The organism is Paenibacillus sp. J22R67, from assembly GCF_059692175.1.
Map to the genome: position 1 here is coordinate 176,888 of NZ_JCAUAX010000002.1, position 22,815 is coordinate 199,702.

26 protein-coding genes and 2 pseudogenes are annotated in these 22,815 nt (G+C 42.5%); 1 reads left to right on the plus strand and 27 read right to left on the minus strand.

The annotated features are described in order from the left end of the window. Positions 1-90: 90 nt before the first annotated feature. The 20 genes and pseudogenes from AC58VC_RS06805 to AC58VC_RS06900 all read right to left on the minus strand — a co-directional run bounded on the left by AC58VC_RS06805 (position 91) and on the right by AC58VC_RS06900 (position 14,773). Complete coding sequence (locus AC58VC_RS06805; protein ID WP_497368086.1) at positions 91-1,473, minus strand: ABC transporter substrate-binding protein; 1,383 nt, start codon at positions 1,471-1,473, stop codon at positions 91-93. Positions 1,474-1,545: 72 nt separating this feature from the next. Beyond that, positions 1,546-2,778, minus strand: a complete 1,233-nt coding sequence (locus tag AC58VC_RS06810; protein WP_497368087.1) for a mandelate racemase/muconate lactonizing enzyme family protein — start codon at positions 2,776-2,778, stop codon at positions 1,546-1,548. Between the two features lie 92 nt (positions 2,779-2,870). Beyond that, entirely contained in the window at positions 2,871-3,938 is a 1,068-nt protein-coding gene (locus tag AC58VC_RS06815; RefSeq protein WP_497368088.1) for a DUF4037 domain-containing protein, read from the minus strand. Between the two features lie 74 nt (positions 3,939-4,012). Further along, the gene (locus AC58VC_RS06820) at positions 4,013-4,897 is read right to left on the minus strand and encodes a phosphotransferase family protein (protein ID WP_497368089.1); all 885 of its coding nucleotides are present in this window, start codon (positions 4,895-4,897) and stop codon (positions 4,013-4,015) included. Between the two features lie 342 nt (positions 4,898-5,239). Further along, on the minus strand, positions 5,240-5,608 hold the full coding sequence (locus AC58VC_RS06825) for a YrdB family protein (RefSeq protein WP_497368090.1): 369 nt from the start codon (positions 5,606-5,608) through the stop codon (positions 5,240-5,242). Between the two features lie 188 nt (positions 5,609-5,796). Then, positions 5,797-6,282 carry a DinB family protein gene (locus tag AC58VC_RS06830; RefSeq protein ID WP_497368984.1) on the minus strand — a complete coding sequence of 162 codons (486 nt, stop codon included), beginning with the start codon at positions 6,280-6,282 and terminating at the stop codon, positions 5,797-5,799. A 112-nt stretch (positions 6,283-6,394) separates the two neighbouring features. Beyond that, positions 6,395-7,312 carry an AEC family transporter gene (locus tag AC58VC_RS06835; protein ID WP_497368091.1) on the minus strand — a complete coding sequence of 306 codons (918 nt, stop codon included), beginning with the start codon at positions 7,310-7,312 and terminating at the stop codon, positions 6,395-6,397. A gap of 43 nt (positions 7,313-7,355) precedes the next feature. Then, a pseudogene (locus AC58VC_RS06840) lies at positions 7,356-7,766 on the minus strand (glutathione peroxidase); the annotation flags it as partial. A 287-nt stretch (positions 7,767-8,053) separates the two neighbouring features. Beyond that, on the minus strand, positions 8,054-8,563 hold the full coding sequence (locus tag AC58VC_RS06845) for an AAA family ATPase (RefSeq protein ID WP_497368092.1): 510 nt from the start codon (positions 8,561-8,563) through the stop codon (positions 8,054-8,056). Positions 8,564-8,608: 45 nt separating this feature from the next. Continuing rightward, complete coding sequence (locus tag AC58VC_RS06850) at positions 8,609-9,037, minus strand: HIT family protein (protein ID WP_497368093.1); 429 nt, start codon at positions 9,035-9,037, stop codon at positions 8,609-8,611. Between the two features lie 86 nt (positions 9,038-9,123). Next, on the minus strand, positions 9,124-9,546 hold the full coding sequence (locus AC58VC_RS06855) for a VOC family protein (protein WP_497368094.1): 423 nt from the start codon (positions 9,544-9,546) through the stop codon (positions 9,124-9,126). Between the two features lie 75 nt (positions 9,547-9,621). Further along, the gene (locus AC58VC_RS06860; RefSeq protein ID WP_497368095.1) at positions 9,622-10,362 is read right to left on the minus strand and encodes a DUF6596 domain-containing protein; all 741 of its coding nucleotides are present in this window, start codon (positions 10,360-10,362) and stop codon (positions 9,622-9,624) included. 23 nt (positions 10,363-10,385) lie between these two features. After that, the gene (locus tag AC58VC_RS06865; RefSeq protein WP_497368096.1) at positions 10,386-10,877 is read right to left on the minus strand and encodes a sigma factor; all 492 of its coding nucleotides are present in this window, start codon (positions 10,875-10,877) and stop codon (positions 10,386-10,388) included. Next, the gene (locus AC58VC_RS06870; protein WP_497368097.1) at positions 10,874-11,224 is read right to left on the minus strand and encodes a YciI family protein; all 351 of its coding nucleotides are present in this window, start codon (positions 11,222-11,224) and stop codon (positions 10,874-10,876) included. The genes AC58VC_RS06865 and AC58VC_RS06870 overlap by 4 nt, the downstream gene beginning before the upstream one ends. A 188-nt stretch (positions 11,225-11,412) precedes the next feature. Continuing rightward, a pseudogene (locus tag AC58VC_RS06875) lies at positions 11,413-11,514 on the minus strand (helix-turn-helix domain-containing protein); the annotation flags it as partial. Positions 11,515-11,524: 10 nt separating this feature from the next. Beyond that, positions 11,525-11,959, minus strand: a complete 435-nt coding sequence (locus tag AC58VC_RS06880; protein ID WP_497368098.1) for a DUF2975 domain-containing protein — start codon at positions 11,957-11,959, stop codon at positions 11,525-11,527. Between the two features lie 148 nt (positions 11,960-12,107). Further along, complete coding sequence (locus AC58VC_RS06885; protein ID WP_497368099.1) at positions 12,108-12,386, minus strand: PQ-loop domain-containing transporter; 279 nt, start codon at positions 12,384-12,386, stop codon at positions 12,108-12,110. 136 nt (positions 12,387-12,522) lie between these two features. Further along, positions 12,523-13,032: a P-loop nucleotide/nucleoside kinase family protein gene (locus AC58VC_RS06890; protein WP_497368100.1), complete on the minus strand. Its 510-nt coding sequence runs from the start codon at positions 13,030-13,032 to the stop codon at positions 12,523-12,525. A gap of 55 nt (positions 13,033-13,087) precedes the next feature. Then, positions 13,088-14,134 (minus strand): phosphotransferase, encoded by a 1,047-nt coding sequence (locus tag AC58VC_RS06895; RefSeq protein ID WP_497368101.1) that lies wholly within the window; start codon positions 14,132-14,134, stop codon positions 13,088-13,090. A 195-nt stretch (positions 14,135-14,329) separates the two neighbouring features. Then, complete coding sequence (locus tag AC58VC_RS06900) at positions 14,330-14,773, minus strand: cell wall hydrolase (protein ID WP_497368102.1); 444 nt, start codon at positions 14,771-14,773, stop codon at positions 14,330-14,332. 217 nt (positions 14,774-14,990) lie between these two features. Here AC58VC_RS06900 and AC58VC_RS06905 point away from each other — a divergent pair, with 217 nt between their 5' ends. Beyond that, a complete protein-coding gene (locus AC58VC_RS06905; protein WP_497368103.1) occupies positions 14,991-15,830 on the plus strand; it encodes an amidohydrolase family protein in 840 nt (279 codons plus the stop codon). Positions 15,831-15,961: 131 nt separating this feature from the next. On the opposite strand, the gene AC58VC_RS06910 is transcribed toward AC58VC_RS06905, so the two are convergent. From AC58VC_RS06910 to AC58VC_RS06940, 7 genes are all read right to left on the minus strand, one after another. Continuing rightward, positions 15,962-16,657 carry an alpha/beta fold hydrolase gene (locus AC58VC_RS06910; protein WP_497368104.1) on the minus strand — a complete coding sequence of 232 codons (696 nt, stop codon included), beginning with the start codon at positions 16,655-16,657 and terminating at the stop codon, positions 15,962-15,964. A gap of 46 nt (positions 16,658-16,703) precedes the next feature. After that, positions 16,704-17,354 carry an FMN-dependent NADH-azoreductase gene (locus AC58VC_RS06915; RefSeq protein ID WP_497368105.1) on the minus strand — a complete coding sequence of 217 codons (651 nt, stop codon included), beginning with the start codon at positions 17,352-17,354 and terminating at the stop codon, positions 16,704-16,706. 62 nt (positions 17,355-17,416) lie between these two features. Beyond that, positions 17,417-18,682 (minus strand): ISL3 family transposase, encoded by a 1,266-nt coding sequence (locus tag AC58VC_RS06920; RefSeq protein WP_497368106.1) that lies wholly within the window; start codon positions 18,680-18,682, stop codon positions 17,417-17,419. 16 nt (positions 18,683-18,698) lie between these two features. Then, on the minus strand, positions 18,699-19,883 hold the full coding sequence (locus tag AC58VC_RS06925) for an MFS transporter (RefSeq protein ID WP_497368107.1): 1,185 nt from the start codon (positions 19,881-19,883) through the stop codon (positions 18,699-18,701). Positions 19,884-20,041: 158 nt separating this feature from the next. Next, the gene (locus AC58VC_RS06930) at positions 20,042-20,332 is read right to left on the minus strand and encodes an ArsR/SmtB family transcription factor (protein WP_497368108.1); all 291 of its coding nucleotides are present in this window, start codon (positions 20,330-20,332) and stop codon (positions 20,042-20,044) included. A 188-nt stretch (positions 20,333-20,520) separates the two neighbouring features. Next, complete coding sequence (locus AC58VC_RS06935) at positions 20,521-21,333, minus strand: MOSC domain-containing protein (RefSeq protein ID WP_497368109.1); 813 nt, start codon at positions 21,331-21,333, stop codon at positions 20,521-20,523. A 185-nt stretch (positions 21,334-21,518) separates the two neighbouring features. Further along, positions 21,519-22,616, minus strand: coding sequence for an FAD-dependent monooxygenase (locus tag AC58VC_RS06940; protein WP_497368110.1), 1,098 nt, complete (start codon positions 22,614-22,616; stop codon positions 21,519-21,521). Between the last annotated feature and the right edge of the window lie 199 nt (positions 22,617-22,815).

Here is a 22,815-nt window from a genome sequence, read left to right on the forward strand (position 1 = left end):
ATGCTGCTTTTTATCCCTAACCAATCTTTAAAATTCATTCGAATCACCGAATTTCTGCGAAATAGGGTCTGATAGCGCATTCATAAAATGCTAATTTTGCGGCTGATTTTTGGAAGCAATCCTTGCGTCGGATCTCTGTTTCATATCCTTCAATGCCTCATCTACACTCCACTCTCCGAGAAATGCCTTGGTGACATCTTCACTGACCACCTGCAATATTTCCTTCTTGGCAACCGTAATGGTTGTCTCCGGAGTCACATACCGCGTATTCGGATCTTCGAACACTTGCTTGGCTTCTCGCTCATTAACCCCGGGCGCACTGTAAATCAATTGATCGACTAATTGGATGACTTTGGGGTCTGAGAGTCCAGCCGCAGGCATCATTCCTTTCGGAGCTACCGTTTCATCAGGACGGACCAAACAATAAAATTGAATGAACTCAAACGCTTCTTTCGGATGCTTGCTGCTTCTTGGGATACTCATATCACTGAAGGTAATCGGGGAAACCGTAGGAGTATTCGCGTCAATTCTTGGCATCTGTACGACCCCCATTTGGAAATCATGTTTATATTCAGGAAGACGGCTTCTCCAAATATTATAAATCGGTTCAATAAACATCGCGAATTTCCCTTTGAAAAATAAACGGGTCCGATTCGTCCCTATGTCCAGCTTTTGCGCCGGAAATTCGGTGAGTGGCATAATGGATTGATCTTTATTTTGCATATCGATAAATAACTGGAGGCTTTGCTTGTAGCTAGGATGATCAAAATTCGTTTCACGATCGTTCTTATACATACCGTTTAACCCAAGTGTTTGAATGGCTAACGTGCTCCAGCCGATTGTCGTGTCGAGTGGATAGATGACGGAGCCGTATATTTTGTCCGGACCTTCCCCTTTCGTTAACAGCTTGGCGGTTTTCATAAAATCTTGCCACGTCCAATCCGCTTTAGGATAAGGGACATTTGCTTCATCGAACAATTGTTTATTATAAAACACAGCAAATTTATTGACCCCGTAAGGAACACTGTAATAATGCCCATTGATTTTGGTTAAATCGTTTATAGCCTTGCCGAAGGTTTGTTCATAATCGATATGGTTTTCTTCCAGAAAATCGTCGAGGGGCAAATACAAGTTATTTTTCACCCTCTCCCTAAGGTCATCCGGACTAAACTGGGCGGTTACATCAATGGATTCGCCGGAAATAAGAATAGAGTTAATTTTGGATGGAATGTTAGAGGTGCTGGGAAACTGATGGAAGATGGCTTCAATATTGGAATGCGACTTATTAAACGCTTCAAACGCCGGTTTCATTCCTGGCTCTGCTGTCCAATGCCAAATATCAATTTTAACCTTATCCCGAGAAGCTGTCGTTTCATGCTTGTCAGCCAGCTGGTCATCCGAGGAACAGGCAGTTTCGAAAAGGAACATTGTCAGAACACTTGCAGCCAGAATACTAACTGGTTTAAGGTTCATGGTCATAATCTCCCTTCCACCTGAGAAAATAAGGTACGTACAACTTCATAAGTCTGAATCCGACCGCTGCTCTTATTCTTCATCCTTATGGATTCGAATGATCTTATATTTTGAAGCGTCAAGCGCTGGCCCCACCCCTGGGTCTTGCGGCACAGTCAGGATCCCGTTTACTGGTTCCGGTGCATAGGTAAAATAACGGTTTCGTTCGGGAATGACCTGATATAAATATTCGGTAAACGGAGATAAGGCCTCGGACTGGGCTGCTATAATTTGCGATGCTGCCATAATCATATGACCGTGCGGAACTACGCGTACATTAGGGTAAGATGTTTCAATCATCTTGCAGATAGCGATCGATTCGGAGATGCCGCCGCACCATTCCGGATCGCATTGGACATAATCCAGCAGTCCTTTATCGAGATACGGCTTCAAGCTCCACCGGGTATAAAGATGCTCCCCGCCGGCCAGCACCGCCTCTGGATTGGCTTGTTTGATCATCGCGTACCCTTCAATGTCATCTGGGGACACAGGCTCTTCGATCCAAATCGGGCGATAAGACAGCAGTTCCTTCACCTGCTCGTTAACCCAAGACAGCCTTTGGCTCCTGGTGGATGGATCGTCCAGCTGGTCGCTTAATCGGCTCAGGTCATACATCACCTGCGCGTCCTGCGGTAACGTTTGGTGAAGCGCTTCCATGATATGAAGATTGTTCCTGACTCCTGCAGCTTCTACTGGTCTGTGGGGAAGAAAGCATTTATGCCGCTTGAAGCCTTTGTCATACCAATAAGTTGCCTTTTCCACCGCCTCTTGCGGTGTCTTGCTGCCCATGCAGCTGACGTACGCCTCAAGTTCGGTGCGTCCGCCATGCAGTAGCTGATTTACAGGCTTGGCGCTCGCCTTGCCCCGCAAATCCCAGATGGCAATATCAATTGCGCTGAAAGCCGTAATGATTTCACCTGTTGCGGAATGTCTGGACGTACGGTGAGAACGCCAAATATTGTCACCGTTTAACGGATCTTTTCCATGCTCATACGATGACAGCGGATGTTCGGGGTAGACAGCACCCCACAGGGAAGCAAACTCGATTTCGGGATCAAAAACATCACGTTTCGCAAGAAATTTGTTAAATACATGAAGTCGGTTTTTGACGGCAAGAAACTGATACTGCCCGTCCAAAGGTCCGGCATGCCCCGTTAACCCTCCATAGCAAACAATTTCCACGTACTTTTGCTCATTTTGCAAGTTATGATCGGCTATTTCGATGATTCTGACTTCCTGAATGGTTGATTCAGCATCCAATGTCATAAGAAAGCGCCTCCTTTAAGTTATTCTAATTTTATCATGATTCATTCGAACTGCTACTAGAAACTTTCCTACTTTGTTACTGTTAGCGAATTCTACAACAAGCGGTCCAATAAAGCGCGAAGCGGGTTTTTCTCGCCAATTGGTATCTGGAATCGTTCCTGGACAGCGCGAAAATCAGTGTTGTCACTGATTTGGTCGATGCCGCCGAACCTAAAGGCAGCAAGCTTGCGTAGCGATGAATCCTGTATCTTAGAAACCAATGCCTCTGCAAAACAATTTCCGCCGATTACCGAAAACGGTCGATCGAAGAAGAGCTTTACCTTCCCTTCAATTGGTTCGGTCAATTGCAGTTCGTTATGCATCTGTGCGACGATTTGATAGGTCGTCGATAGTGCTTGCTCTCGCTCTTGCCACTCTTTTGCGTTTTGTGCAGCTTTCAGAGAAGGAAATAACTCATTCGCACAAGTAAGTTGCTGGAAGGCGGTGCCGAACCATTTGGGATAAGGTGCATAGCGCCGTTCTATTAGGAAACAAAGACTCATTACGTCCCTAATGAGTCGAGATGCAATAAGACCTGCCCCCAGTTCATCTCCCACAAAGCCTGCTCTCGGCATCAGATGCTCTTCCTGTCCGATACGGTTCCAAATTGCTGCCATCAGAAAAAGCCATACATCCTGCGGATAAAAACTTAAGTAATCGCGAATGACTGTCAGCTCACCGATATCATCCCGGAAGACGGTACCACCTGTAAGCTCTGCCAATGTCTGAGAAGGGATAGTCAACCAATCGAGCAGTTCCAATCCCTCGAGTAATCTGTCGGTTGAGAGTCCTAATCGTCTGCCGTAATAAGTAGGAACTGTGGTAACAAGCGTTTGATCGACTTTAAGCGAAAAACCATTAAACGTTGCAGGTGCTTCCATATAGAGAGCTGCTTCAATGGCTTCACGCTGAGAAACGTCATCTTCACGGACGAATATCTGCACACGCGGCCCCCAGTCGTGGTCGCGCGACATCGGTGTATCAAGACCTAGAACCTCACTACCTGGTCCGATAAGCGCTGATGCATACGATAATGTGGGCATAGCAGTCGAAAGACGAGGCACGATATAATCTTCATAGAACCGTTGGCTTAACTGAACTCCTGAGATAGTGTCGCTCACAATTTGAGACTCCTTTCAGCAAGTGGTTTCAAGCAAACCCAGACTTCATGTCGTGATTGAATGATTGTTTCGCGTTAATAGCTTACCGATTTCTGTAAGACAGATATACTTTCCTTGAGAAAAGTAGTATGCTTTTCAATTCCTCTATTTTTACACCAAACAACAGCACTAAAAGCATCGTATAAATCATAGAAGGGTAATATTGTATCCAGATCTATCAGGGGACGAATTGTTGAATACCCCTCTGTATAGTGTACTCTGCTTCGAGGATTCACTTCCCAAACATATCGGTTAATTTTAGTGAAATCTATTTCAGAAGATCCTCCCCTAGCACTTTCGAAGTCAATTACACCTACGACCTTGTTTTCATTTATTAGTATATTGCCTGGTCGAAAGTCCATATGGACAATACAGGGGCCATCAGGTTGTGGAAGAACTGAGAATGCCCTCTCGAAATGATTAACAGCTTTTTCAAATAGCCTTTTATCAAGGATTTCTCTACAGGGTTCTTTCAACTTTTCAAAGTTATTTTTTGTGTACTGTCTCCAATTGTTCTGATCAAGTGGTTGAAAGCCGTCTTTAACTTCTACGCCATATTCTGGCATTTTGACTTCATGAAGCTTTGCATGATGTACGCCAATTTCAAATGCAATTTTTTCGTTAATGACACTAGTGCATGGAATTCCTGGGATCTCGGATAGTAGTAAGGCACCCGTAATGGCGTCATCCCCACTCCAGAAGTCTAAAACTCTTGGAACCGGTAATACGTCTTTCAATTTTTCAAGCATACGATATTCTCTAAACAATTTATCCTTGTTATAGGGTATCTTTGCATACACGGATCCGCCATTCATAAGATTAAGCTTATAGACTTGCGAACTAAATGACTCAGGAACATTATCTATACTTAATACATGAAGATTAAACACTTTTATTATGTTTTGTATTGTGTTCAACATTGCTCCTCCATTTCTTCAATAAATGCTTCAGTTAACCATTCTCCTAATCTTTAACTACCCTGCTCGTTGAGAAGGCTGCCGAACTATGATCGTCGGCAGCCTTGCGTTAACCAAATCAACTATGGAATAACTGTTCATATACGGATTCAGCTAGCTCTAGTAATTTAAGTCTTAATCCGTCCCCTTCCTTCCATTTCATCTCTTCCTTAAAGTATTCATTGTAAAATTGGTAAATCCTTCTTGATTACTTTGCCCATATTCATTTATTAAAAGTGTCCACAACTCTGCCATCTGTCCACTTTAGAAGTGAAATACGTTCCTTTTCAATCCAGCATACTACTTTCATTTTCGGGTAAAAGGCTTCAGCAGATCCTCATTTTTCCCACCGATGAAGATCAGCAGAAGCCGATTTCCAATGTGAACTACTGCAAAGATGATGGCGGTGAGAAGATAGCCTGACCTAATTAATCCGTAGGCTGCTGTTCCAACCAACAGAAACTCGATGAAGACTATTATAGCTATTGGTAGAGAGAACTTGGCTTTTGGGGAAATAAATAGCCCCCATATGATTGCAGCTGCTAGTGGTAGCCCGCAGGTGAGGATGATTTTCGCAAAAGTACCGCCACCAAGATGATAACCCCAGACGCCCAAAGAAGTGAGAAGGAGCAGTTCCATTATGAATCGGATCACTAAATTGAATGAAATAAACATGATAGTTGCTCCTTTTTTAAATATCTTTTCAAATACATTCAAGTCCGTAATGGTGCTCCAAATGTTCAATGTAGTCTTTAATAATCCACTCTAATGTTACAGCTCCGTTCTTTTGCCTATTACTTGAACGAACAAAAAGAGGAGTTGCCACTTTGCAAGCTCCTTCACTATTTACTCTTGGTAATTTTTTAGTTTGTATCTACTTTCCAGCTTTTTTGTAGCTTCCGAATATAACATATTTGACCAATGTGATAGGCATTATGAGTTGATACATTCCCGAGTATCTCCCACCACTTGACAGCCTCTGGGAAACCATTTACATCACTTTCGACTTTTTCTTCAGTAAGTAGATCTTGCCAATGTAAAAGTACCGCTAATAATCGTTCTTTTAAGTCAGTGAATTGTTGATCTTTGGGAATTATAAAACTTTTATTATTGTCTCCTATGGAAGGCACAGCATTGACATGAGATTGTTGGTACCTAGTTTGCCAAGTTTCATTCCAATAAAGTAAATGCTGCACAATTTCAGCAATACTATTACTATCTTTACTAGGTTTCCAAAACGCTACTTCCTCTGACAAATTTTCAACTGCCTTAGAAAATGGTTGGTACCAACTAGGGTCATTAGCATTTGCTAATAACTGATCGGATAAAATATCTTTTACATGAAAAATACGTTCCACACTCCTTCTTAATGATATGCGGCGGCCTGTTCACGTTCAAAATCACGCTACTCAGTACCTCAGAGACCAGACATTCATATATTAGCACATCAATTGCTATCACTCAAAACCCACCTGACCAATAAATAAGAATTGGAAGATACAGAAAGCTTGCAGCTGTCGTCATCGCCACGTTGACCGAAACTAGTTCCTTGTCTCCCCCGTATTTCTCCATGAGTACCACAGAATTAATAGCCGAAGGCATAGAAGACTGTACGAACAATACCGATGCTTCTAGGCCGTGAAGTCCAATCAGATGAATGGCCAATAGGGACAGAAGAGGCACGCCTACAATTCGCATTGCGATCGAAATCCACAGTTCGCGGCGCATGCTCGCATGCCAGTTTGTTTTCTTGAGTTGCATACCTAGCATAAGAAGCACGATAGCAGCATAAGCTCCGCCAATAAGTTCCAAGCCTGTATGTAAGCTTTTCGGTAACGGGATTTGGAAAAAATACAGTACCAGACCTACTGCAGCCGCATAAATCAGAGGGGTCCGTACCATTTTGGCAGCAGCTTGCCGTGGACTGAAGGAACTTCGCGAGGCTATATACATACCAAGTGTATTCACAAGTACGATATGAAGCACCACATTCGTGACACCTATGGCGAAGCCAGCATTTCCGAATGCAAGAAGCAGTAAAGGTAGCCCATAATTATTCGAGTTGGCAAATATCGTCGTTAGTTCCATTGCCCGTAATGAAGAAGTATTGAAACGAAACAATTTTCCTACACCAAGAGAAGCCACCCAACAAAGAATCGTCTGTATCACGGTAAATAAGGCAATATGGACAAAAGATGAGCTATTCAGGTCGCTGCCTGATACAGCACTCACAATGAGGCATGGCGAGAGAACAAACAAACTCAAATCCGCTAGCACCTTCGAATCAGGTGACTTGTACTTCTGATACAGAAAACCAAGAAAGCATGCAAGCAGAATCGGTACACTTACCGTCCCAAACAAAGATACATAACTACTCATGACAATGACTTCCTTCGGTCAATCGAATTTTGATGAGCTAACTTTACAGTAGTGATTCAATAGCAGAATCTATATCGAAGGGTACCTTCGTTGATTCAAATCTCCCTCTTACATTCCCATCACGATCGATTAGAAACTTTGAGAAATTCCATTTGATTCCGTCTCCTGTGTATATTTCCGGATACTTTTCCCGTAAAAAATTGTCCATCCATTGACCGTCTTTGGTCTGATCGAAACCTTGAAACGGTGCATGCTGCGTTAGATATTGAAATAATGGATGTGAAGATAGGCCTCTTACATCTGTTTTCTCAAATATCGGGAACGTTACTCCATGATTAATCTCGCAATATTCCTGTACTTCCGGATTACTGCCCGGCTCTTTCTCGTTGAATTGGTTGCAAGGAAATGCGAGAATTTCAAAGCCCTGCTCTCGTCGGCTTTCGTAAACCTTTCTTTTTAATTTTTATTTATTGAATACATCATATATCCAAAGTTCTTATTGGTCTAATATATAAAAAGTATTATTTTTATAGGTAAAATCAATAAATAAATCCTGTGATTGACGAAGATAAGAATATATATTCTTTATCTTTGTGAATTCACCTTCCAAATTTACATGCGATTTTGCTCGGCAAGTAACACTAAATTGTTTCTGGAATAAACAAAAAAAATGGCTTGCCGAATAGCACGCCATTTTGCTTTTGCATTCAAAGTTTTTTGATATTAACGACGGTAAGTACGCTACTGTCGGTTGCCTTTATTGGCTTCGCTTTGACGTATGATCTCGTCAACGACGTGTGCAATCGATGCAGTGGCATCGATTATAATTGCGTTTTTCGGAATGTCTTCTTTCGTTTGGTGCAATCGCGCAATGAGCTCCCGTTCCGTTTTCTTTCCGCCCCACTCATTTTCCGGTCGCTCGTCAAGCCGCCGGCTCAATGTGTCAAGGTCGACTTCGAGGACAAACACGCCGTCAAATAGATTTATTAATTTCGAAAAGTTCCTAGAACCACCGCAGAAAAACGTTACCGAATCATCCTGGTTGGTGACCAAAGCTTTTACTTTATCTACATCCCATATGTGGTGCTCGTGCGTGACGCCATCCGTCCTTGTACCAGTTTCTGGATCTCCTTGATAAGCCAATTCACGGTCACCATGAATAGCATGGTAGCCGCGCCGCTGCAACTCATTGCAGACTGAAGTTTTACCGGTGCCGGAAACGCCTTCAATCAGATAATTTCTGATGCCCATGGCTACTCCCTCCATTCAACTGGATAAGCGCATTATATTAAATGTCTATCTGCCGCTAAACTGCTCGTTAATCAATTCAACTAACTTCTTAGTTGTTTCTTTTAAACGTCCTTTTGCATTTGTAAAGTCTATTGGCTCTACCCAAGAAAAACCATCTGAATCATAGCGAGGGAATATATGCATATGATAGTGCGTCAAATCATTAAATTTCCCATTATTTTGAATAATGGTTACTCCGTCTGGTTGAAAGTAGGATTTTAGTAACCTTGAGAGCAATATGGAAGTATTCATAATCTCAATTGCTGTAATTTCCTCTAAGTCATCGACATCATGGTAATGCCGTTTAGGCAGTATTAGTATGTGCCCTTCATTTAATGGTGAGATATCTAAAATACAAGTCACCAAATCATTTTCATAAATAATATTTGTTTCTATCTCTTTATTTGCTAATTGACAACCTATACAAGTATTCACTAATAACGTTTCCCCCAACTTTAACTATCCATATACGTACATTCGCCATTAATTCCTAAGAAACCTCCCGTTAACGTAAAAGCAACTCACCTAACTCGTTTGGAAATAGGATGGTCTTCATTCATTTCCAGTAGGTCCCACAGGTTTCCATACAAATCTTTAAATACAGCAACAATTCCGTATGGTTGTTCTTTTGGATCTCTTACGAATTCTATTCCCTTTGAGACCATGTCATTATAATCTCTCCAAAAGTCGTCGGTGTTTAGAAACAGAAATACGCGTCCACCTGTTTGGTTGCCAATAAACTGCTCTTGTTCAAGTTTCGATGCTCTAGCAAGTAAAATTGTAGTACCGACAGAGCCAGGAGGAGAAATCACTACCCATCGTTTATCTTGCTCGGGTTGATACGTATCTTCAACCAATGTAAAATTTAGCTTTTTTGTATAAAATTCTATCGCTTCATCATAATCTTTTACAACCAAAGCGATGTGAATAATGGACTGAATCATTTCTTTGTCCCCCAATTCGATTATTTTTCCTTCTTGCGTATGTCTTTTAAAATTCTATGTTCCGTCTAAGTCTAATTACCTGTATTTCTGCCACCTGCTTCCAATTCCCCAGCTTGCTCCCTCAAGGAACGCACGAATGGAAGAATCTACGCACAGTCCGCTGGCGCGGCTGTATGAAGCACGAGCCTCTTCGAACCTCTGCATCCGCTTGAACAAATAAGCACTCAGCGCCCAATAAGGCTGATAGCTCTTTACCGCTTCTACTGGCACTTCCTTCAACAGCGCCATCACGATTTCGGCACCACGCGCCTCAGCAACGGCTGCTGCCCGGCCAACAATTACGCCGATCGTTGGAGCAATACCCACGAGCCCCTCGTATAATAACGCAATCTCCTCCCACTCTGTTCGGCCAGTCCAGGCACGTTGGGCATGCACGGACTGAATCGCCGCTTCAAGCTGGAACCGCCCGATGCGGTTTCCTTTCGAAGCATCTCGAAGGAAATGCTCCGCTTCCTCTATCATCGGGATTAACCAACGCGAATGATCCTGTTCGGTTATCGGAATATAGTCGCCTGCCTCATTGCGCCGCGCATGGCGGCGTGCTTCGCAGTGCAGCATAAGCGCGATCAATCCCAGTACTTCCGGTTCCCCCGGCATGAACTTCAGGATCAACCTTCCCATGAAAATTGCTTCTTCGGCCAGACCTGTCCAGCGTGGATCTACGCCGGCCGCATGATCCCAGCTGCTCCCATAAGCTGCATAAATGGCTTCAAGAACGGCTTCAAGGCGCTCAGGCCATTCGTCCTTTCCAGGCAAGTCGAATTGAATGTCGCCGCTCTTCAGTTTCGCTTTTGCACGAGATATGCGCTGCCCATCGTAGCTGGCTTAACAATGAAAGCAGAAGCAATGCGGGCTGCATCAAGGCCAAGCACAGACTGGAGCATAAGCGGTGTTCGGACGGTTGGATCAATTTCGGGATGGGCGCAAATGAAGAGCATCTTGAGCCGTTCATCTGGAAAAGACTTTTCGGGGCCGGCCCATTGATGCGCATTTTTCGCCATTTCGATTAATGTTTGCTCCGCACCAGCATGTACTCGGGCATGTCGAGTACCATCGATCAGCCGGCGCCGAGCAGCAGTAAGCAGCCAGGCTTCAGGCTTATCCGGTACTCCGGTCTCGGGCCATGATTCCAGCGCGGCCAGGAAAGCATCTGCAAGTGCATCCTCCGCAGCGGTCAGATCACGCCAACGCACAGCAAGATAAGCAACGAGACGGCCGTAGGAATCACGGGCCGTCTGTTCGATCATTTGGTGAGCATAAAGGTTACTCATTTTGAAATTGGAGCCAAGTTAGGGCGGACTTCAACCGAGCTTCCGGGACTACGTGCTGCCCATTCCAGAGCCGTATCCAAATCTGGCACATCGATGATGATCAATCCTCCGATGTGCTCCTTCGTTTCGCTAATCGGACCATCCTGAACCAGCAATTCCCCGCCTCTGCGGCTAAGTGTGGTCGACGTCTCCGGAGACTGTAGACCTGCGCTGTTAACAACAATACCAGCATCGCGCAGTGCTGTAACATAATGAGCCCAGCTTGCGGCATACGCCTCATTGTGATTTGGATCCGTTCGTTTAGCAAAATCCTCCGTTGTTTCATACATTAGCAGTGTGTAATTCATGGCAATTGCTCCTCTCGATAAGAATAATAGAGTGTTTCATGTCTTCACTATAATGACGATTCAGATTGGTCCATTTCTACATCCTGCGAAAATATTTCAGTTGTCAGTCATATGATTCGGCAGCCTTATTTAACTATCCTCCCCTTTTCTTCAATGAAAATAGGAGCTGCATCTCGGCAAGCTCCTCCAATGGAAAGATTCGCCATAGTAATTCCAACCCTCTCCGAAAGTTCTGTTACGCTCATTTTCCTTTTTGCCAACATTACATCAACATTGATGATAATCGCCATGAAATTCGCCTCAGATCGTTAACTCATTTTCTGATTTTATATGAATAGTTTCCTGTAAAAGTCTTTGGAGAACAGCTGCAAAAACGGCGATCACGATGGAGGAGAAAATAATGATCCATCCGATTGGTATGAAACTTGGAGGGTCAACTCCTTCTGCCATTAAATAGTAGAGTGGCATACCTAGCAAGTACAAGGTACTGATCGTGATGGCACAGTATTTAATATTCTGTAAGTCAGCACCATTGACAGTAATGCCGCCATTAAGCAATTGATTGTCTGGTAGTGGAACGTTAGTTCCGGCAAGGACAACGGCGATGATAGAGCCGCTCGTATTCGCGCCAAAGCTGTTAACGTTTGTGAAGGACGTACCCGTGGCGCCGGTAGCACCCGTAGCTCCTGTTGCACCGATAGCTCCGGTATCGCCAGTCGCTCCAGTTGCACTCAAATAATTTCCGTAAAATGGGTATTTTCAAAGAACAAAATCCTATCAAAACTAGTTGATAAAAATGAAAATCAAAAAAAAGCCCTGCAGATGCAAAGCTAAGTGACTATTCAGCTATAATTACTCTATAGTTGGTTTTATCCATCATTAATTACCGAGATTGATATCTAACAATAAGGATGTTAACAAGTAATACAACACATAAAGACATTGTATTAGTTATCAAAAAAGCTAAACCAACACCCGTTACAGCCAAACTAATAGCATATGCTTCCATGAGACTAATTCCCAATAAGATGAGTAAATATGATTTTAAACTTAAGTCTGCAACAGATTTTCTTTTCATAATTTGAATGATCTGAGGAATCCAACCTAAAGAAAGAATGATTCCACCAATTAGTTGCATGATTGAAAACAGCATTACATGCATATACGCACCTCACCGATTTTTGTTAATACTATATTCGGTGCATCCAATTGGTGATCATCTTCCTTTAACAAGCGTTATTATTGACTCCCTCACTTATAGTTCCCAATGTTGTCTTAACGTTCGGTAATTTTCTCCCTTAGAGTAATTCATGTATCCGAAATCTAACATCTTTAACGATTTCCTTAGCGAGTTCCTCAGGACACTTGTGGTTAGCATCCAGTAGAAATGGCTCATTAGCAGCTGATGCCATTAACTTGTTCCGAAGGAAGAGCGAACGTTGGATATACTGAGAATCTCCTCGCTGACTGAGTCGAGCGGCGAGGGTTTCCGGTTCTGCATGCAGCACAACATAGTGGAACGTCGTGTTAAGATCTGACAGTTGCTCATAGAACCATTGCAGTTCATCTTCAACGACGAAATCGATAACCACATCTAACCCGTGCTGGAGAAAATTACGGGTTACAGCAGTAATATTAAGCCAAGCAAGTTGCAGTCGTTCCTGCCATGGAGGTTCGTTCTCCCCTCGATATACATGGAGTAGAAGATCACCCTCAACCAAAACACAATGGTTCATTGAATCGGCCAGCGATCTGGAGACGGTCGACTTCCCTACTCCAAGCGGTCCAGAGATAATAAAGACAGCCATTTGATCCCTCCTTCACAGTTCCTACTCTAATCTGAGCGATTTCTAAACAGACCTGTTATTTTCGTTTTTGCAATAAAGCATCTATAGCTCTGACATTTGCTTCAATACTATCCCAACGGTTCATACAATGATAAAGAATCTTTTCCAAATCCTTTTCATTCTGGACTTCTTCCGTGTTGCGATAGAGGATATTCATTAACCAATTGGTTAGATTACGAAGATGGTTACGATATGCGTAGAACCGTAATATGTCAAGATTTAACGTCAGAATTTTACCTATATTTTTTTCGTAAGCGGAGAAGAAAACATCAAACTCCTCCCCCATATAGTAAACGAAATTATATTCTGGCGGCGCTAAGATGGCTGATTCCCAATCAACAAAATACAACTCGTTTTTATGACGAATCAAATTGCCTCCCCAAATATCGCCATGGCACAATACTTTCTCTTTAGTTTCTGCGATGGATATAACTTGAAGTTTGCGCACAAGATGCAATAAGTCGAATATTTGCTCTTTCTTTGACAAAACAACCTGACGTAAACCCTGTTTAATAGGATTGTTAAATCTTATGGTGCAATCAATCATCGATATACACTTCTCAAGGTCAGACTCAAAGGAAATATCAAATGTATCTGCCAAGAGCGTTGTCTTATCTATAAAAGGTGTAATCAGCTGTATCGCAGCCACTGATTTAGCGATGTCTTCAAGCATCTCCTTTGAGAAAGGATAGGCTTCAGCCAATGTCTCCCCTTCTATATAGTTAAATAATACCACTGTGATATTGTTAAATGTTGTTTTAAAAACACCATTCCGATTTATTATTGGATATGACAAGTTTTGAAAAAGCCCTTGATGATACATCAGCCAAGTTAACGGTAAATAAAACCGAAGACGCTCCATACTTCTCTTTTGTCCGTCATTTTGGTGATCAAATAATTTCAAATAATATCTTTCTCCGTTCGCACAATTCACCCAATATGAGTAGGCTGAGTCCCCCAGCGGGATGAAATGAACACTTGCAATCTCTATCCCGTACTCCTTATCAAGGTTCATTATAAGCACACTATTTTCGATATTATAATTAACCTCCAAACTTTTCACTCCCCTCAATAGCTCCGTATATGTAAATTTCTCCTACATTCATTAAGTATCCTCCATGAGTCAAAAACTTTCTCGTTACTGACGTATTGCCAAATAGGCTGTCCCAAAAGTTCAACAGAAAAAAGCTGTCTCTCGGTCATTAAATGACTTACGGGACAGCCTCTTGTCTTTACCACGCATAATTCAATAACAAAGTTAAAACGTATTATATACATTTTGACATTCTTGCGCCGTTGGTTCATAAAAACAGTGCTTCTTCCATCGTCCTGCGAACGGCTGATTATACCAAGTTGACGGACATGGCCCGGGATTTTGGAACGTACCTGGCCGGAAATACCATAGGGAGAATTTGCCTGGCCAATCCCGCTCCCCATTCACGGCCCGTTGCGCCAGACGGCGTTCCCTCTCTCTTGCGTTTTGATAGTACAAACCATGGTGCAACGCCTCGAATGCATGCGCCTGGTTGATCATTTGGGGAATTGTTCGAATTCCTTTAAAATCGGAGCAATTCGCTCTTATTCGGTTAATACCTACATTCCCAACAAGGAGCATGCCCTTTTCGCCTTCGGTCTCAGCTTCAGCTCGAAGCAATCTTGCCAACATATCTATATCCTGTTTCCTCGCTTTTACGACTGCCATTAGCTCACCTCTTTAGATTTCTAGACTCATTATATTGTAGGTGAAGCGGATGTGTTACCCTGTCAATATAGAGAGCGAAAATAAAATAATTCCAAAATGATACTGCAGCGCCTTTGATCGACTCTCAACAGCCAGGATCATGCTATTATTATACTTACTAGGCGTTCTATTCGTATTACGGAAAGCCCAGACTATTCCGCTTGGAGGCATTCAAACAATGAGAATCGATGCACATCAGCATTACTGGATCACGTCAAGAACGGACTACGGGTGGTTGCAGCATTCGCTAGGGAGATTATATGCCGATTATCTACCAGAGCAGCTAAAGCCTTTACTGGCACGACATAGCATAGAGCAAACGATTATTGTGCAAGCTGCACCTACAATTGATGAAACGAAATTCCTCTTGCAAATAGCGGACAGGGAGTCTACCGTTGCCGGTGTTGTCGGTTGGCTGGACATAGAATCCGATAACTTTGAACGAGATCTGGTACTTATGCGAAAACATCCGAAGTTTATCGGTATCCGCCCCATGATTCAGGATTTACCTTCAAACTGGATCATCAAGCCAAAGGTACTTAATCATTTCAAGCTGTTGGAAAGCGAACAATTCCCTGTTGACCTACAAGCGAATCCAAGGCATTTGCCCTATATTGTCGAAATGCTGAAGTACACGCCTAATCTGCGGGCTGTGATCGATCATTTGGCGAAACCGCCAATCGAAAAGGGAGAACTCGAACCATGGAAATCGTTTATTCAACAGATTGCAGCTTACCCCAATACAATGTGCAAGCTTTCGGGAATGGTTCCTGAACAACTCGATGCCCCATGGTCTCGAGAAGCTATTCTTCCGTTCGCGCAAAGTGTTATTCATTCGTTTGGTATTCAGCGAGTAATGTTCGGTAGCGATTGGCCTGTTTGCTTATTCGCTGCAACTTATGATGAAGTCATTGGTTTGTTTGATTATTGCCTAGGAACAAATTGGAACGAAGATGAGAAAGCTGCTGCATACGGCAATAATGCAACCCAATTCTATAAGCTAAAACAGAATAACTAAAGCTTGATTAAATACATTCTCCGAAGCCATGAAGACAAACAGACTGCCGCGTCTTTTGCGAGCAGTCTGTTTGTCGTGAGAAAGACTAGGATTTTGAAAACTTGCGTTAACTAGAAATTTCATTCTCAACCTTAACCAATATTGAGCAAAATGTTACATAGTTGATCAGGAGTTGAATAAAACGGAGAATGATCTGTATCCAACGTGAATACTTCCTGGCAGGGAGATGCGGCATGCATTTGCCTCTGCCTATCGATTGGTATGGCATTATCTCGAAGGCCTTCGATGTAGTAACGAGGAACTTGACCAAATTTATTTTGCGTCAGGCTCAGAGGTGTCACGAATGGACTCGTAGCTTGTTCCTGTAATCGAGATACGGCTCCAGCTACATCCTCATCTAAACAATTATTGTAGAATGTTTGCTTTGCTTTGTCTGCTGGAACGTTAATTGTACGCCCATCTTTTGAGACCAACATATTGGGATTAGGCGGAATTACGAGCATGTTTTGACCATTCTGCAAGAGAAATGCTGTTAAATATACGAGCGATTTAATTCGATTGGGACGGTACTCTGCTGCTTGGGATACAACAATCCCGCCCATGCTGTGTCCGACTAAAATAACCTCCTGATCTAGTTTATCAATAGCAGCTACCACACGATCAGTATACACCGCGAGAGATACCTCTGAAATTGGGGTTTGGTCTTTTCCGTGTCCCGGTAAATCAATCGTGATTACACGATGTCCGGCGGTTTCTAACAATGGAACGATTTTCTCCCAACACCAAGCTCCGTGCCAGGCGCCATGAATGAGCAGATACGTAGACAACGAAATCACCTCTGAATAAAATGTTGTAATACAATGAAATTAAGTTTCAGACTTTATAGCTGACATCCGTTAAACGTTGAGCTGCTTCCTCCGCTTCATGGTACGCTTTATCCAATATATCATCCCATTTTAAGATGGCCGTCCCTTGCGCCCTAATGATTTGATAATCCTCGATCCCTAGGAAATTAAACATCGATTTAAGGTACTTATGCGAATATTCAACCTCCGTATACCAATCATCATTCGTATAAATGGAACCACTCCCTTGTATAACTAGAATGCTGCGGCCGTCGTTTAGCAACCCTACGGAGCCGTTTTCAGTAAATTTATACGTCTCGCGCGGAACAATAATCGTATCCATATAATCCTTCAGTTTAGAAGGAATGTTAAAATTGTGCATTGGCATCACAATGACATATATCGTCGCATCTTTAAATTGTTTAAGAATTTCGTTGCTTCGATTCGTAACTTGCAGTTCGGTATCAGAAAGGTGCTCTCCCTTACTAAGTTTGTCACTTGCGCTTAATGCCGTAAGGTCCACAATTGGAATCTGTTCATTGTACAAGTTGATTTGCTCTACAGTTTCCGTAGGATTTAGCTGCTTATATGCACTTAGGAAGCGGTTCAGTACGAGCAAACTTATGGATTGTTGCGACTCCACGCGAGGATGGGCATTGATAACTAGCATTTTAGACATAGATAATCATTCCTTTGAGTTTATTTTTGAGTACTTCAATCGTGAAATTAATGGAGAAGGACTTATGGAATGCCCCTCTCCAATGTTTCAATTAAGGCGAAAATATCAATTCCAAGTGTAATTTTTTCTTCTGATACGTAGATATCGGGCCGGTATTGAGACTTTGGCTTACGTTGCTTTGCATGCTCCTCTGAAAAGAGAATTTTGGCTCGTAGGGCTTCAAACGAACAGATCCTACCTAAGCGGTCCGTGATACCACTAAGTTTATTCAGTGACTCCGTATTAGCATTGGGGACGCGATGTTCAAAGTAAGCGAATATCTCTTCTTCCCATTTCTCGATAGCAGTCGTCAGAGGTTCAAAAGCTGCATGGAGCTCATTTGGTAACTTAGCTTTCCAAGCGTGATAGTTGACGTATGCCTTTTGTCTGCTGTCGCTATCCCATAAGTCAAAAAAAGATTCCTTCATGTTATACGCAATGCCCAGTGACGGGTGATGACTCAGTAGTTTCTTATCTATCTCTGTAAGCTCTTTATGGCGTTTAAGAAGGATAAGGCGATCGTGCATAAGTCCACGCCTTTCCTTAGGCGATAAGTTTTCTCTATGCTGTTTTCGGATAGTTTCTAACGCTTGGTTAGCCAAACAAAGAACGGAAAACTTGTTAATGATGATAATAGCTTTTGGCAATGCAGCCCTCACAGCGTCCTTATACGGTTTCCACATATCCATAGTGACATATTGAATTCGTTCTTTATTTGCAAGGCGTATGAGATAAGCTACTAGGGTATCTTTGTTACGATTGGGCAGAACGTCTAACAAACTATGTTCCTCCAGGTTTGTTAAAACGCATCTTGGTTTAATAATCTGCATGTCGTCAATTCCAAGCCAATGAGGAGTTTCAAACCCGAACGTTTCTTTATTACGATTGATGTAATCACGAAAAATGCTGCGAACCGTTTTTTCATTCAATCCAACATCGTCAGATATGCTGACAAACGTACGTTTAAGGCTTTGCTTCTCTACATAAATCAATAGTCGTTTGGTGCAGCTTCTCTTCTCATCAATGGTGTGGTCCATGCGTTCCCAGAAGGTTCGATCGCAGCATCTACAGCGATATCTTTGTCGCTTTATTAGAAGCTCTACACGCTTGCCGTCAATAGGCAAGTCCATACAAATCTGTTCCCTGTTACCATGTTTTTGTAGGTTCGCTAAGCGTCCACAATGAGGGCATTTCGAAGGTGGAGTGTTCGATATCACCTCTATTTGAAAATCATATGCATTCTCACGAATACTTTGGATGTTGAATTGGGAAAGTTTTAGAATATCCATTTGAGTTTCTACCCAATTATGATTCTACAAGCTGGTTCTTTGTTTTCTGGTGAGCAGGAAAAATGCCACTTGAAAAAAAAGCTAACAACGAACCGGCAATGCATAGAGCCGCAAATATACCGACTGCAGTAAAACCGTTAAAAGTCGCATAGATCAAGCCTGCGATCCAAGAACCAAGCGCTGTCGCAGTGTACATGATTGAATTGGCCAAGCTTGTTGTCGTGCCACGGATCGTCGGATTTAACGAAGTCAGAAGTCCCATGATAAGCGGAAAGGAAATCCCCATGGTAGCGAAGATGAAAAAGTATACACTTTCGAAAGCCGAAACCGACGACAAGTGAGGTGCAATAAGAAAACATACAATGGAGACAACAAAGCCAATTACCAGAGTGTTGAGACGACCCCATATTTTGGTCACATAAGCACCACCAAAGCTTCCTGCCATATTCCCGAGACCTAGAAAAAACATCACGAACCCCACATGATCGACCGAAAGCTCAAAGCGGTCCGTCATCCATTTTCCAATGAAAGCAAAAGCAGCCATGAATCCGCATTGAAACAAGAAATGAGCTAGGAAAGATCTTCTGGCCATTCGGCTGTTCAATAGCAAGACGTATCTTTTAAAGATTGGCATCTTGGTTCTTTGGTCTTGATTCGGTTTAATTGCGGGCAATGTGTAAAAGATAAATACCGTCGCGAGCAGCGAACATGCGCCGATTGTATAAAATGGATAAGACCAATGGGTTGCAGCAAGCAAGCCTCCAATAGGTATGCCGAACGCTTGGGCAGAAGCCAGTCCCGCCATGACAATTCCGAGCACTTTGGCCACCTTCTGCGCAGGAAACAATGTCGGGATGGAGGCCCAAATTTGAGGCGTTGTAAACGCTGCGCCGAATCCGGCCAAAGCGCGGAATATAAACATCGACCAAAAATTAAAGGCAAAGCCGCATAAGATGGTTGCAATCGAGAAGCAAAACATCCCAAAAAGCATTACTTTCTTGCGATCCCACCCATCGGATAGCGGTCCGGCAATGAGTGCAAATATGGCATAACCTAAAGCGTAGGCTCCCACCATCCAACCGGCATATTCGGTCTGGATGTGAAACAATTCCTGAAGTGTGGGGATTAGTGGAGAAATAATAAATGTATCCGTACCGATAAGAAACATGATGATGAAGAATAAAGCTGTTAATTTATTCATGTTGTTCACCCCTAGCAATTATTCAGTAGTTCAAAAGTTTTTGAACTACTGTACAAAAAAATATCGTTGTTTCTGAATTCATCACATGAGAAATTGTGTATTTTCTAGTTCTGTAGTTCAAATGTTGTTGAACTACAGAACAAAAAAAGAATTTCTTTCTACAACGTATCCAGAAATCCTGGTAAGTAAGTTTCAAAGGTCTCCATATCAATGCTCATATACCTCGTTTGAGCTTCTTTTCGTACCTTGATCAATTTCGCCTCCCTTAAAGTACGCAAATGATACGAATTATTCGATTTTGAAATACCCTGAATATCTCCCACTTCTCCACAACTCATTTCCTTCATACTCGCGTATAGACTTCGTATGATTTGCAGTCTTGTTACATCTGCTAAAGCTTTAAAAATTCTTTCCCTGTCATCATCATTTAATACTTTTAGAGTAGTCATAAAACTATTGTACTAAATGATCGTCAATAATCAAGACTTTCGCGATAAACCACCAGATCTTCCGATTTATGAGTGAAATGTTATGAGTTAAAAAGACAAGAACTTACATCCTTAAAATAGTAAACCCGCGCTGCGCACAGATCTCTAAGGATACATGTTCTTGCCTTTTTATTTTATGAAAAAACAAGTTATTCGACTACAATCCTATCTCCACGATAAATGCGTCCTGTGCGAATGACCTTCGCATATACCCCCATAGCCCCATTATTATACTTTACGGAAGCTTGAAGGATAGCTGAATCCTGGGGTAAATCTCCTTGAGGTAAGGTTGTCATAATACAGCGAACGCAAGGCTGTGTAACCTCTAATACTACATCATCCCCAATGCGAATGGTTTTACCAACCCAATTGTTTTCAACAAATCCTGATTCATCAGGAACATCAATTACGATATTCGTTCTATACCGCCTAACTTCAATACGACTTTCAGGAATCAGTTCCCTCATTTTATTTATACTTGCTGTTGTCAGTAAATGAACCATGGCAATATCATAGAAAGTTCCTTCTGGGGAACTACGTGTAAAAATCGTTTTTCTATTATTTAATCCCTCCAAATCAGGTATATACCCCTCAAACTGAACATCACTTAATTGATCGGAAGTTGCGGTCACTTGAACCGGCCGACCCAGTTTTTCAGAGAGCCTCTGACTTACATCTTCATCCGTCGTTGCTCCCGAGCTACCATCAGGGAAAGTGATTCTAACAGGAGGAAGTTTGGTTGAATCTTCAATAGGATCGATATACACAGCACGATAATCAAACATGTTTGGCCATTTTATAGGATTCTTAGCATTGGCAAGTTTGCCAGTTGAAGTATCGATCAACGCATACTTTCTATCGCCAAGGACTCCTTTTTCTGTCATATCTGTAGCATTCAACTCTTCACCCATCATCGATTTTACGGGATATCTCCAAAGTGAAACCAAACTAGGATAGCTCATAAAACATCTCCTTTTTAGGTACAGAGTATGACATATTTTTCCCAGGGGGCAAACCTTTATGCTTCAAGTGTACAGGAAGTAGCATCTACTTCCTGTCTAATAGTCTACTTTCAATAGAATAATTGATCAATATTGGATATTGAATTGAAATGATAGAAAAACCAGATCAATACTCAGGGCCATTCCTATGCAAATGGTACTTGCGAATTTCTTTCGCGAATGGCTTCTTCCGTTCGGGGGACAAGAAATTCTACAGACATTTCCGCGGTTGCTTGCACTTCCTCGATGAAAGGACGGAAACTCGTATTGTATTCTTGGAACGCGAGTACAACATTTCCATGGCACTTCTGGAACGCATCGGCCAATGCGGCCGCCCCATCTATTGCCAGCGATCCACCCATGCCAGCAGCCGGTGAGGCGCAGAATCCAGCATCACCGACTAGCGCTACCCTGCCTTTCGTCCATGACGGCATTTTCATTTGGCACAGCTTGTCAAAGTAAAATGTTTTCGAGTTCTTCACTTCTGCCAGCAATTCCGGCGTTCGCCAGCCTAGCCCGGAAAACTGATCCAAAATGATCTGCCGCTGCTGTTCTTCGTTTCGGTAGTCGTAAGGGATTTCCTTATCCGATGAAAAGCAAAGAACAATATCCGTTTTATTGTTGTAGGCGTTCAGCATGATCGCCTTGCCCGGCTCATTGTACATCTGTGTCGTATTCTCCTGGATCAACAATTTATTCACGATCGTGATAGAGAAATAAGTTTTAAGAAAATGCGAAAATTCAGCCTCCTCGCCGAAGCACAATTTTCTGACGATCGAATGAATACCATCACAGCCGAATACTAGGTCATATGAGCGCTTTTGGCCCCCTTTGAATGCAACGTCGACACCGTTACTTTCTTCCTTCAACGACACGATGCTATCGCCGAAAATAAATTCCACATCATCTTTGACAGCTTCAAACATCATATTCAGCAATACATCTCGTTCGATTTCATATTCATCTTCTCCGAGCTCCTCACGCAATTCCACTCTTGCAGTAACATCATCTGAATTTTTGAATTCCATCAATTTCATGTTTATATTGTTCAACTGGATTTGGTCGAGCAACCCCATACGTTTCACAATGTCGACGGTGTTCTTGCCGATATTTACAGGCGTGCCGCCTTTTTTGAGACCTTTGGAGATCTCAACAACGGTGACGTTGTAACCCAATTTCTTCATCCAGTAGGCTGTTGAGAGGCCGGCGAAACTCGCCCCGCTAATCAGGATATTTTTCTTCATATTCGTTCCTCCAGTAAACCGCAATATTTTTATTGACTTTGTATAGCGTAAAATAAGTTTATAAACTGAATATATCTAAATGGTGCTAAGCCTGGCATTGATATTCAGGAGCATATTCGGAAGAAACCAATAAAAATTTAAACGCCACTGACATACTGTTGTCAGTGGCGTTTTTTATAATCAATCTAAGTAACTGCAA